Here is a 12,023-nt window from a genome sequence, read left to right as displayed (position 1 = left end):
GCAGCTGGGCGCGGACATCCTCATCAATTACAAGGAGGAGGACTTCGCGGATGTGCTCAAGAACAAGGCTGATGTGATCCTGGATATCATCGGCGCGAAGTACCTAGGCCAGAACGTGAAAGCCCTGGCCAAGGATGGCCACATGGTCACCATCGGCCTGCAGGGTGGTGTGAAGGGTGAGCTCAATCTCGGTCTGCTGCTGGCCAAGCGCGGCTCTGTCTCCGCCACTGCGCTGCGCGGACGCGATGATGAGGACAAGGCCCGCATCGTCGCTGCGACCCGAGAAACCATCTGGCCGATGCTGGACAGCAACAAGATCAGCCACCATATTGACCGCACACTCCCCCTCGCAGACGCTGCAGAGGCTCTGCAGGCACTGCAGGATGGAACGGTGACCGGCAAGCTGGTCCTGGAAGTCTAGAAACCCCTAAGCCAGGGAGGCCAGCACACGGATCAGCTGGTCGATCTCATAGGTGGTGTTGAAGGGGCCGAGGCCAAGGGTGATGGAACCGCCGGCTTCGGTGACCCCCATGGCATCCAGCAGCGGATCTTTCGGGCTGACCGTGGTGACCAGGTGATTGTCCATGAGCCTGCGGTGCACCATCTCCGCGGGCACATCTTGGACGGTGAAACTCAGGCGTGGAATTCGGTCCAGACCAGCAGCATCTTCACCCGCGGCGTCACCGGACACACCGATGATATGCACAGCAGGCAACCCCTGGAGAGATTCGATCAGATTGTCCAGCACATGCTTCTGATGAGTTTTCAGGGACGCCATGGCCCCGGCAAGATCGGAAGCATCCTCATCCAAAACGCTTAGGTGCTTGGCCAGGTTCGGCACACCACCGAAAAGGCCGTGGGGTAGGAAGTTCACATCCGGCTCCAGCTTCACCGAAGGGTCAAGACGGGGGAACATTGAGGAATCACGGAAGATCATCGCAGAAACTTGCGGGCCACCGAGCTCACCCATGTCCAGCATGACGATATCCGCCTGCCACTCCTCCAGGTCGAGTGGACGGTAGGCGGCATAGGCGGAGGCATCCACCACGATCCAGGCACGTGATTTCGCACGCACTGTTTCCACGATGCGGGCCGTCGGCGCGACCGTGCCCAGCAGGGGGTGCGCGGCGGAGAGCACGACGAGGCGGGTCGCGCCGTCGATAAGCTCTTTGTACTGCCACGCGGGCAGCTGGCCGGTGCCCAGGTCCGGCTCCGCCCACCGCACCGTCGCATCCAGATTGGTGAAAGGTTGCGTGAACCAGTCGTTGTCCGCCCGCGAGAGCACCACGCCCGCTTTACGACGCACAAACGACCCCAAACTCTGCGCCAACACCCGCGTCAGATAATGCCGTGTCGGACCCAGAACCACCTGTCCTGGCTCCACACCGGCCATCCCCGCGATGGTGGCACGCGCCTGCTCCAACTGCGTCACAGCAAACGGCTCACCACCATCAAAAGGCATCTGCGCATGCATGCGGAAAGCAGACGCCACACCAGAGGACACCCGCTCCGGAACCTGCGGAAGCTGATGCGCGTTCAGGTACGTCCAACCATCGCCCAGAGAGGTATAAAGACCTCGGACCCTGGCTACGTCAAAAACCATGAACGGCGCTCCCTTCCACACAACCAAAATCCCCACAATACAATTACTCCCTGGCAACTTTACCCCACCCAGCGGACAAGCAAATCCCCCTGAATTCACCAGCGCCGATACCCTCCACACGCCACCGGACGGCTAGGGTATTGACTGTGCAGGAACAATCACAGCAGAAAGACCTACAGGCAGACCTCGCCAGAATGACCGTGGTGAGGGAAGACTCAGCGCCCCCCTCACAGTCCATGACATTCCGGGCTGCCTGGGATGACATCGTCCGTGGCTTCACACAGCACGAACTGTGGCTGCAGCTCGGCTGGCAGGACATCAAACAGCGTTACCGCAGGTCAGTCCTCGGCCCGCTGTGGATCACCATCGCCACCGGCGTGATGGCCTTGGCCCTCGGGCTGCTGTACTCCGTGCTCTTCAAAATCCCCCTGGCGGAATTCCTCCCCCACGTCACCGTGGGCCTGATCATGTGGAATTTCATCTCCGGATGTATCAAAGAAGGCGCAGATATCTTCATCGACAATGAGGGGCTGATCAAACAGCTCCCCTCAGCGCTGTCGGTGCACGTCTACCGACTGGTGTGGAAACAAGCCCTCTTCCTGGCCCACAACCTGGTCATCTGGCTGATCCTCATACTCATCTTCCCCCGCCCCCTCGGCTGGGACGTGCTGCTGGTGATCCCAGGAATGTTCCTCCTGATCCTCAATGGCGTGTGGGTGGCGATGTTCTTCGGCATCGTGGCCACCCGCTACCGCGATGTCTCCCCACTGCTGGAAGCCGGAACACAGCTGCTGTTCTACGTCACCCCGATCGTCTGGATGACCTCCACCCTGCAGAACCACAGTGAAGAAATGGGCGGCCGTGCCCGTCTGGCGGAGCTGAACCCCCTCTACCACTACCTGGAAATCGTCCGCGCCCCTATGATCGGCGCCGACCTTCCTGCCTACCACTGGTGGGTGGTCCTCGGCTTCACCTTCGGCGGACTGATCCTGGCCATGCTCGCAATGAAACAATGGCGCTTCCGCGTCAGCTACTGGGTATAAGGGGAATCTTCACACATGGTCTCCATTGACACATACAACGCCTGCGTCGACTTCCCCATCTTCGACGCCAAATCCCGCTCCATGAAAAAGGCCTTCCTCGGCGCTGCCGGCGGAGCCATCGGACGCAACCAGGACAACGTAGTGGTTGTCGAAGCGTTGAAGGATATTAATTTACACCTGCGGGAAGGTGACCGCGTCGGGCTGGTCGGCCACAACGGTGCCGGAAAATCCACCCTCCTGCGCCTACTGTCCGGCATCTACGAACCCACCCGCGGCGCCGCCGACATCCGCGGCCGTGTTGCCCCCGTATTTGATCTCGGTGTGGGCATGGATCCGGAAATCTCCGGCTACGAAAACATCATCATCCGCGGCCTCTTCCTCGGCCAGACCCGCAAACAGATGAAAGACAAAATGGAGGAAATCGCCGACTTCACCGAACTCGGCGAATACCTCTCCATGCCACTGCGCACCTACTCCACCGGCATGCGCATCCGCCTGGCACTTGGCGTGGTCACCTCCATCGAACCCGAGATCCTGCTTCTCGACGAAGGCATCGGCGCCGTCGACGCCGCCTTCATGGCCAAAGCCCGCGACCGCCTCCAGGCACTGGTGGAACGCTCCGGCATCCTCGTCTTCGCCTCCCACTCCAACGACTTCCTCGCCCAGCTGTGCGACACCGCCCTCTGGGTTGATCACGGAGAAATCCGCGAAGCCGGCCTGGTTCCCGATGTTGTGGAAAGTTACGAGGGTAAAGGTGCTGGCGACCACGTCCGCCGCCTGCTGCAGCGGATGGAAGATGAAAAGAACGGCATTGCCCCGGTTGATCCGGAAGCTTAGTTTTTAGAATCTATCGCAGGTGCCGGCCCCCCCCTTGTTGAAAGGGGGGCCGGCACCTTCTGTTTTGAGGGTGAAACCGTCGGTTCCGCCGCCTAGTCCGTATGGTTATGCCTCTTCACCCCACCCAACAGGCATATCCATACCAACTTCCCTCCCAAACGGTCAGTGCTGGCTACTAACCCGTATGGTTTTCCCATCCCGGTGACCACCCAAGCATCACAACGTGCAAAACCGTACCGACTCAGGTGTGAAACCGTCGGTTCCGCCGCCTAGTCCGTATGGTTATGCCTCTTCACCCCACCCAACAGGCATATCCATACCAACTTCCCTCCCAAACGGTCAGTGCTGGCTACTAACCCGTATGGTTTTGCACCTACTATGGCGACCATGACCACACACCTTGATCACATTGTCATTGCAGCCCCGGATCTCAACGAACTTGTCACCCGTTTCATAGAGCTCACCGGTATCACTCCGGTGGAGGGTGGACGCCATGATGTTGGTTCTGCCAATGCGTTGGTGCCACTGGCCACACCGGAGGGTTCCTACGTTGAATTGATCGGCCCGGATCCGGAGGCGGAGAAGCTGACGGAGGATAATTTCGCTCTGGCTTCCACGAAGGCCACAGAACCACGTGTCGCCGCATGGTGCGTACGCCCCGATGACCTGGACAGCTTCGCTAAGCAAGCAAGCGCAGAGATCAAGGACATGAGCCGTCAGACTCCTGATGGGACCACCTTGTCCTGGCGTCTGATCAAGCCCACCCCAGGCATGGATTATGCACCGGAGCCTTTTGCGATTGACTGGTTGGATTCTGATCATCCTTCGACCGTGGAGGAACCGCTCGCTGTTCTGAAGCAGTTGATGGTGCGTGGTGGAACCGCCATCGACAATTTGCCAGAAGCAATTGTTTTTGAAGAGGGAGAGCCTTTCCTCGAACTGATTCTGGATACTCCCAAGGGGCTGGTGAACCTGCAGGATATCTAAAGACCAAGCCTCTGAGTTGTATAAACACGGAGGCAACCAGGCGTAGCATCGTCGCAACCACCTGTAGCCGTCTTCGGTGGCCGCAGGAGGTTGCGGGCTGTCTAGAGTTGGGATTCCCAATGGATTTTTAGAAAAGAACATGATGCTTCACCAGAGGATCAAGGAATGTCGGCAGCGGGCTGGGTTGACGCAGTCGCAGTTGGCTGCGCAGATGGGGGTCTCGCGCCAGGCGGTGACGAAGTGGGAATCCGGTCGGGGTGCGCCGGATATTGAACACATCAGGAACCTGGCGAAGTTCTTTGATGTGAGCGTGGACTTCCTCATTGCTGGTGGTTCTGCGCCCAGTGGCATCGTCTTCACCCGAGAAATCGACTTGGATGCACTGACTCCCCATAAGCAACCCGGCAAGCCCCTGCCATCCCGCAGGAATACTGCGATCCTCCAGGTATTTCCGCAGGCCACGGCGATCTATCCTCTTAGTCGGATGAAGAAGAATACCCGTTCCCAGTCCATCCTGGTGTGGTTCAACGCCCTGGTGTTTGATGGTCCTTTCAATCTCTTCAGCACCGCCGATGCACTCCGCAACCACGCAGCCTATTATCTCGTCACAGAGCCCAACCGGAGCCTGCTTGCGCGCGTGGGCAGCACGGATGTGGCGGCCCATGAGCTTCCGGAGCCGGCACCCACCACGAAGAGGTTCACCTTCAACCAGCAGGAATTTTACAGAGCCTCTAAAGCGTTGAACAGCTCAATCATGTCGAGGTCGAGCCCGCGTGGCAAGATGTAGGCCATGGCAAAAACCCCTTCTCATCTCCATGACGGCAGTGATGTTGCTGCGGTGATCGTGACGCATAATCGCGTTGAACTGCTGCGGTATTCGCTGGAGGTCGTCGCAAAGCAGACGTACCCGGTCAAACACATCATCGTGGTGGATAATGGGGCGGATCCGGCGGTGGAGGCCCTGGTCAACAGCATCGCTGGTGAGCGCGGGATTTATACGCCCTCGCGCACCAATCTGGGTGGTGGCGGAGGCTTCGCCTATGGTTTCCTCACTGCCCTGGCCTTGGGTGCTGACGCGGTGTGGTGCGCGGATGATGACGGCCGCCCGGAGGGCCCTGAGGTGCTCAAGACGCTTATCGACGCCGCCTCCCGCCACCAGCTCGAGCAGGTTTCGCCCGTGGTATGCAACGCTGACACCCCTGAGCGCCTGGCGTTTCCGCTGCGTCGCGGCCTGGAGTGGCGCCGCTACCGCAGCGAGCTGATCGATCCGGAGAACCCTGAGGATGACCTGCTCCCAGGCATCGCTTCGCTTTTTAATGGCGCACTGATCAGTGCCTATGCGATGGAACGCATCGGTGTCCCGGACTACCGACTCTTCATCCGTGGCGATGAGGTGGAATATCACCGCCGCCTGGTACGCTCCGGTCTCCCCTTCGGCACCTGTCTGACCACCGCTTATCTGCACCCGGATGGCTCTGATGAGTTCAAGCCGATCCTGGGCGGACGCATGCACACGCAGTACCCCGATAATGATTTCAAGCGTTTCTTCACCTACCGCAACCGTGGCTATCTGATGAGCCAACCGGGAATGCGCAAGCTGTTGCCGCAGGAATACGCCCGTTTCGCATGGTTCTTCCTGGTACAGGAGAAAGATCCGAAGAAGTTCCTGGAATGGTTCAAGCTGCACCGCCAGGGCCGTCTGGAGAAGTTCGACAGGCCTTAAATAAGCCGCACCAGTTCCTCGTGGTAGCGCCCGGGCAGGCAGCCGGCATCAACAACCCGGCGCGCCAGTTCTTTGTCGCCCATCTTGGCACGGAAGGCCATGCCCATGGTCACACCATGCTCAGGTTCATCCAGTGCCACCAGTTCAGCACCCGGCATGATCTGGCCTGGTGTGATCACCCGGAAGTAGGCTCCTGCTTGGCCGTGTGCGGTGAAGGTTTTCATCCATCCTCTGCGTTCCAGCCAGGCTCCGAAGGTGCGGCAGGGACGGCGGGGAACAGAGACTTCCAGCACGGCCCCGCCAACCTGGAAACGTTGGTTGATCAACACAGAAGACAGGTCAATGGCTGTGGTGGTGAGGTTTTCGCCGAAATAGCCGTTGCGGTAGCTGGGATCCCAAAAATCCAACTGCTCACGTTCGAAGGCGTAGACGGCTTTGTGCATGCCACCGTGGTGGAGGGAATCACCCACCACATCGCCGCGCACGCCGGAACCGTCACCATAATCCGGGCCGGGTGCAAAGACCTCAATGCCTGAGACGACGGGATGTTTGTCAATGCCGCTGACGCGGTCCGCCCCGCCGGGATCGGGTTGGGAGACAGCCACGTTGGTGGTGAGGACAACACCGGTCATAGCGCAAACCTACGGGCTGCGTGGAAGCGGGAGAAGCCTGCCACCAGGCACATCACGATGCCTACCGGCAGGAGAATCAGCATGCCGATGGCTGCGACGGTGGCTAAACTGCTGGCGAGGTTGACCATGGAGTCACCGGCGAGAAGCAGAAGACTAGCCACCAGGGAGGACACGCCCGGTAGGGCGATCAGCAGGGCACCGATCAGTCCGACCCAGGTGTGCCAGGTGGGGTTGTCAGCTTCGCGGCCATTGGCCACGGCGGCGATGATCGCCAGGACGCTCACCAGGATGAAGGCGATCTGATTGCCGATCACCAGGTCCATCGGCCCGAAGACCAGGGAGATGAGAACAAAGTAGAGGACGCCGACGAGTCCGGTGATCATGGTGATATTCCAGCTCTTCATGCCAGTCACCTTACTAGAGGCCCGGTGGATGCCCTTATTTGAAGATCATGGTGCGCTGGATGATGAAGTTGATGGTGGTGCCGGTGCCCTGGGCGATCACGAAGGCGACCACCATGGCGGCTGATTCGGGCCAGTCCCAACTGCGGAAGAGGGCGTCGCAAAGTGTCTGCAGGCCGATGTTCACCAGGAAGGTCAAGGCGTACAGGACCACCACGGCCACGAAACGGCCGGTGGATTTATCCGCCTGGAAGGTCCAGCGACGGTTGATCATGTAGGCGGTGGTGGTGCCTGCGATGAAGGAGATCGTGCGGGCTGCGGGGACGGGCAGGCCGAAGACCAGCTGAAAGAGGGCGAGGAGACCGAGGTCCACAACTGCGGCAATGCCGCCGGTGACGATGAACCGGAAGGCCTGGGTGCCCAGACCCATCCGCTCAACAGGGGCCGCAGTGGTTGTTTGATTCTCTGACACAGGGCTACACATTAGTCCCGTGGGGAGAAAATACCACTACGCCCGCAGGAGTGCGCGGTAGATGTCCAGGCGTTCCACAGGGGCCAGGAGGTCATCACCATAGGCGTGGATCTCTGACAACAGTCCCAGGGATTCCGCACATGCTGCGGTGATGGCATCTGCCCCCAGTTCGGAACCGTCATCAGCGACCCATCCCAGGGCAGCCATCGTGGAGGTGATCACCTCCATGAAAAGCTCGGTGTCGCCGAGGCAGGAGAGGGCGAGGATGCAGGACCAGAAGGCGTCGCTGGCTTCGGCGCCGTGCTCCCGGGGCAGGGTCCGGCAGGTGCGGGTGGTGGGGGCGCTGAGAAGCGTCTCGCGGTGGAGTTCCAGCGCTTGGAGCAGTGGGATGAAATCGAAGACGCCGGTGCGGTCAACCAGATCGACCACCTCGGGGCGCACGTGGCTGAGCACGGAGCGGATGGTGTCGGTGCCGGTGAGTTCGGCGTTGATGGCGGCCTGGTCGAAATCGATGGCGAAACCGCCAGAACCGCCGATACACAGGGCACGTGGGGTGCCGGTGTCACGTGGGCAGGTGTCGAAGCAGTGCAACTCGAAATGCCACAGGCCCCACACATAGAGGATGGTGTCATCGGTTCCCAGCACATGGCCGGCACAGGTCGTGGGATCAAGTTTATGGCCGTGAGCATCGGTGAAGAACCAGGGGGACTGGTGGCTGGTTCCGAAGACCACATCAAGCACCCCGTGCAGTTCTGACAGGGGCACGGAGGCATCAATGCCGAGCTGGCGGTGGACCTCCTGACTGGCCTGGATGTTGCTGGCGTGTAGGAGAAGCGTGTGCTGCGGGGTGTCAGGCGCAGGGGTGGAATCCTGATTTTTTCTACCATCGTGTCCGCCCCGTTGCGCACGCGCGGACGCCAGGGAGATGACGTTGTCGTGGGCAAGATTACTGGGCATGGGCCCCAGCGTAGCCACATGTTCCATGCCCGTGCAGGGAGGGGACTGTGTTTACATAGCACTTACACGGCGCTTATCGACGCCCATCCCGCCCCCGTTGCCCCACTGTGGAACAGGGGTCCGGCTAACGCGTGCGGGTGTCTATTTCGAAGGTGGCATAGGTCAGAGCTGCATAAATGATGCCGACCACCGTGTAGGGCCTGCCCACACCCCGTTTGCGCAGGTGTGTGGTGATCCACTTGGTGAACGCCATATCCACTCGAATGGACAAGACCAGGAAGATGAGGAAGGCAGCCACGAACAACCCGGTCAGCAGCAGACCATGCTGGGCAAGCGCACCCCGGTCCGAAGCAGGTCCCGGAGTGGTGACCCCGAGATCCCCGATTTCCTGGCGGAGTTGATCAGTGAGCAGGCGGGAATCATCACCGAAGATATAACGGTTGCCTTCCTCATGGGTGGTCAGGGCAATCACACCTACCCCGGCCCCCATCAAACCCATATAGGCCAGCGCCCGGCGCACCGGTGATTCCACATAATCAGTCAGTGCAACGCCCGTACCGATCAGCACCGAACCGGCTGCTGCCTGGGCTCTCATCGAACTATCCATGGCGTTCAGAGTACCCTTGTGAACATGTTCGGCATTTTCAAGAAGAAGCAGGATGCACCCGTCCACATCGCGGCGGAACGCACCCACCTGCCCCTCGATGATTTCATGACCCGTCTCATCGCCCAGGAACTCCCGCTGCTCGACAGCGTGGACCGCTCCCGGGTGTATGAGCTGCTGCGCCTCTACGACGGGCCCACCATCACCTCCCAGGAGGAACTGCCCGCTGAGATGCGGGAGATCATGGACCTTTAGCCAATCGAATCCACGCACTGATCCAACAAATGAACCAGTTTCTCCAATAAGCTGACGGCCCGCTGAACCTTCTGCGCCTCCGCCAACAGAAAATCCGAAATATCTTCGGTACCCCCGGAAGCCCACTGCGCTGTGGATCCAGAAAAGGTAAGGGTATCCATGAGGTTGTCGTAATACGAGGTGGCAACCTTAGGCACCTGAACCCATTCGACACCATGGTTGATGTTTGACTCAGTTTCAAGTGTGCTGCTCAGATGCTTAATCATCGCCAACGCATAACCTGCAGCCACAGACATACTCACACCCACTCGCCGCACTGCAGCAAGACACTCAAAATTGAGGAAGGAGCTGTTACTGACAACGGACACGGTCGTTTCACCGTTGGCTCCCTCAGGTCCTTCGAACGTAAAGGTTGGATTAAAGGATTGACGGTTAGCAGACTCTTCAATCGACCACATGAGCTGGCCCAAGCCATCACTCAATTCCTTCTCCAAGGGAGCAATATCCCTCAAAGAAACAGGCAACTGGACTCCCTGGTCCACTCTTTTCTGCAGGAATTCTTGGGCTTTACCTGCGGATCGCCGGATCGCTGAGAAAGCCGTGTTTAACGGGTTCACTGCGGATAGAAGAAGACCCTCGGGAATGAAACTACCGTTGATGAGGGCGATCAGGTCACCGCGTTCAAGGTCCGGAAATTCACCAAGAACCGACCGCACCCACCAGGCTCCCGGCACCACATCTCCGCTGCCGTAGGAAGCGTCTAGGTCAATCGAGATCTCAGTATTCACTGCGCTGAGCACCACATCAAAAGTTTCTGGGCTGAGTCCAGATCCTCCCTGCCCCAACTGGCATAGCTTAATCAGCGTGATTGCACGTGATTGACTATCACTGAGTGGCGTGGGGCTACCGACCAGATGTGCCTTGAGCAGATCGAGAGAGTCCTCTGGCCTAATTGCATGTACATCCAGGTGTCCGAAAAAAGTCGAAAAACCGTAGGCATGCCCTCCCGCATCCAAGAAATCGTTGATCAAATTACGTTCATGGATAATTCGTGCCCGGGCTAGGTTTTCGAATTGGAATGGGCGATTTCTCTCAAGCCCATTGAGGAGGTCTGTGATTGTAATTCTATGCATGTCGTCTATTTTTCCAGGGGACTGCGAATTTGTCCGGATCTCTTCAGAACAAGATAGGAAAGTACCGCACAGACGATGAGAGAGATGAGGAAAATCCAATCCAGGTTCGCACCCCGGAAGAAATCCATCGTCGGTCCGCCGGGAGCATCCCGCGCCGCTCCCGAGAAGGAAGTCTGAATGAAACTAAGAACCAGAGACACGATGGTGGTCATGGTCACGGCGAATAGAATGCGCTCCATCTTTACCGACGAGGACCGTCTGAGTAACTCAGATCGAGCGGTGAGAATGTGCTCAAGTCGGTTGATGCGCGCCTCGATATTCCCCAGAACTTTCTCGTAGGACCACGCACTGAGAAGATCTTTGGCGATACCCCGGGAAAGTGGGTCCGCCTCCACCTCGAGACGTTCATAGAATACCGATTGAACAGCCAACTCATAATGCAGATCCACCACCGCCCGCAGCAAGTGTCCCTGTTTACTGGGATCAATGAGCTGAACTTGCTGCAGGATCTCCAGCGAATATTTTTCGATATCCCCGGCATATGACCACACGAACTGGGCCAAAACTAACCCCACCCACACTTGCTCCGGGATCTCACTCCCCGGCGAAAGCCACAACGCATTATTACCCCAACCTGCTACCACTTCGACGGAACCATCCCCAAGCGGTCGAAACTCCATCTCTGTATTGTCTTGAAACCAGTAGCACAGGGCTGGATCCTGTTTGTCATGGGTTACCATCGTCCGGTTGACCCACCGCGGTGATCCGAGCTTTAGATCCAATTCCTCCCCAATCTCAAAAATCAGCTTCTGCATCAGTGCGAACGTGGCGCTTTCCAACTCCACGACACCGGCCCTGTCAGCAAAGTCATGGTAGGCAGTAACCAGAGCAGCCACAAAGTCCTCACCACAATGATTGAAGTGGATGACGGAGTCGAGGTTGAAATCAGTATCCTCCACTTCCCGAATCCCCACAATGGGAATGACAGTGGCTTCAGGAGCAGTTAGCGCGGAATGCTGAGTATCCCGATCCACGAATTGGTCATCAGGACTGAGGATCTCGATGTTTTTGTAGCGTTCACCGTTATAAACAGCAGACCTGACTGGAGCAACGAGGACAATACTTCGCACCTCTACCAACTTCCCATTTCTTCTCGTTTGCATATGAATCATTAGGCTAACGTCTGTCGATTCATACCGCTGGAGTTTTCCCGGGAGTGTGATGTGCACGTCTAAAGACTTACGGTTACAGCGCACCGAGGCGTTTCAGGGGTAACCTTGGTACCCGATGAACAGTTCTAACGGCATGTCCAGCACCGGTTCTTCGGCCGGTGCCCCCGGAGCCCTTCCACTAGAAGCCAAAAAACTGACCGGCTG

Annotated in this window: 15 protein-coding genes; 7 read left to right on the top strand and 8 right to left on the bottom strand. The window is 58.4% G+C overall.

Annotation, left to right across the window (positions count from 1 at the left end; all coding sequences use genetic code 11):
• Positions 1–421 (top strand): zinc-binding dehydrogenase (locus Q0M74_RS10005; protein ID WP_293953982.1); only part of this gene is annotated, 421 nt, incomplete at its 5' end.
• A gap of 6 nt (positions 422–427) precedes the next feature.
• On the opposite strand, the gene Q0M74_RS10000 is transcribed toward Q0M74_RS10005, so the two are convergent.
• Positions 428–1,603 carry an aminotransferase class V-fold PLP-dependent enzyme gene (locus Q0M74_RS10000; protein WP_293953980.1) on the bottom strand — a complete coding sequence of 392 codons (1,176 nt, stop codon included), beginning with the start codon at positions 1,601–1,603 and terminating at the stop codon, positions 428–430.
• A 146-nt stretch (positions 1,604–1,749) separates the two neighbouring features.
• On the opposite strand from Q0M74_RS10000, the gene Q0M74_RS09995 reads away from it, so the two are divergent.
• The 5 genes from Q0M74_RS09995 (at position 1,750) to Q0M74_RS09975 (ending at position 6,193) form a co-directional block, all read left to right on the top strand.
• Positions 1,750–2,646, top strand: coding sequence for an ABC transporter permease (locus Q0M74_RS09995; RefSeq protein ID WP_293953978.1), 897 nt, complete (start codon positions 1,750–1,752; stop codon positions 2,644–2,646).
• 15 nt (positions 2,647–2,661) lie between these two features.
• Positions 2,662–3,483 carry an ABC transporter ATP-binding protein gene (locus Q0M74_RS09990; RefSeq protein ID WP_293953976.1) on the top strand — a complete coding sequence of 274 codons (822 nt, stop codon included), beginning with the start codon at positions 2,662–2,664 and terminating at the stop codon, positions 3,481–3,483.
• 387 nt (positions 3,484–3,870) lie between these two features.
• The gene (locus Q0M74_RS09985) at positions 3,871–4,470 is read left to right on the top strand and encodes a VOC family protein (RefSeq protein ID WP_293953974.1); all 600 of its coding nucleotides are present in this window, start codon (positions 3,871–3,873) and stop codon (positions 4,468–4,470) included.
• Between the two features lie 139 nt (positions 4,471–4,609).
• A complete protein-coding gene (locus Q0M74_RS09980) occupies positions 4,610–5,257 on the top strand; it encodes a helix-turn-helix domain-containing protein (protein WP_293953972.1) in 648 nt (215 codons plus the stop codon).
• A gap of 3 nt (positions 5,258–5,260) precedes the next feature.
• A complete protein-coding gene (locus Q0M74_RS09975) occupies positions 5,261–6,193 on the top strand; it encodes a glycosyltransferase (protein ID WP_293953970.1) in 933 nt (310 codons plus the stop codon).
• Here Q0M74_RS09975 and Q0M74_RS09970 read toward each other — a convergent pair.
• The 5 genes from Q0M74_RS09970 to Q0M74_RS09950 all read right to left on the bottom strand — a co-directional run bounded on the left by Q0M74_RS09970 (position 6,190) and on the right by Q0M74_RS09950 (position 9,262).
• Entirely contained in the window at positions 6,190–6,825 is a 636-nt protein-coding gene (locus Q0M74_RS09970; protein WP_293953968.1) for an MOSC domain-containing protein, read from the bottom strand. The genes Q0M74_RS09975 and Q0M74_RS09970 overlap by 4 nt on opposite strands.
• Positions 6,822–7,229: a hypothetical protein gene (locus tag Q0M74_RS09965; RefSeq protein WP_293953966.1), complete on the bottom strand. Its 408-nt coding sequence runs from the start codon at positions 7,227–7,229 to the stop codon at positions 6,822–6,824. Before Q0M74_RS09965 ends, Q0M74_RS09970 begins: the two co-directional genes overlap by 4 nt.
• Positions 7,230–7,263: 34 nt before the next feature.
• Complete coding sequence (locus tag Q0M74_RS09960; protein WP_293953984.1) at positions 7,264–7,656, bottom strand: GtrA family protein; 393 nt, start codon at positions 7,654–7,656, stop codon at positions 7,264–7,266.
• A 78-nt stretch (positions 7,657–7,734) separates the two neighbouring features.
• Entirely contained in the window at positions 7,735–8,655 is a 921-nt protein-coding gene (locus tag Q0M74_RS09955) for a hypothetical protein (protein WP_293953964.1), read from the bottom strand.
• 124 nt (positions 8,656–8,779) lie between these two features.
• Complete coding sequence (locus Q0M74_RS09950; protein WP_293953962.1) at positions 8,780–9,262, bottom strand: hypothetical protein; 483 nt, start codon at positions 9,260–9,262, stop codon at positions 8,780–8,782.
• Positions 9,263–9,286: 24 nt separating this feature from the next.
• On the opposite strand from Q0M74_RS09950, the gene Q0M74_RS09945 reads away from it, so the two are divergent.
• A complete protein-coding gene (locus Q0M74_RS09945) occupies positions 9,287–9,514 on the top strand; it encodes a hypothetical protein (RefSeq protein WP_293953960.1) in 228 nt (75 codons plus the stop codon).
• Here the strand turns inward: Q0M74_RS09945 and Q0M74_RS09940 are convergent.
• A complete protein-coding gene (locus Q0M74_RS09940; protein WP_293953958.1) occupies positions 9,511–10,647 on the bottom strand; it encodes an aromatic amino acid lyase in 1,137 nt (378 codons plus the stop codon). The genes Q0M74_RS09945 and Q0M74_RS09940 overlap by 4 nt on opposite strands.
• 5 nt (positions 10,648–10,652) lie before the next feature.
• Complete coding sequence (locus tag Q0M74_RS09935) at positions 10,653–11,810, bottom strand: hypothetical protein (protein ID WP_293953956.1); 1,158 nt, start codon at positions 11,808–11,810, stop codon at positions 10,653–10,655.
• Positions 11,811–12,023 lie beyond the last annotated feature (213 nt).

It is taken from the genome of uncultured Corynebacterium sp. (genome assembly GCF_945649885.1).
Classification (GTDB): Bacteria; Actinomycetota; Actinomycetes; order Mycobacteriales; family Mycobacteriaceae; genus Corynebacterium.
Note: the sequence above shows the minus strand (reverse complement) of the source record. Positions and strands in the feature narration are given on the sequence as shown.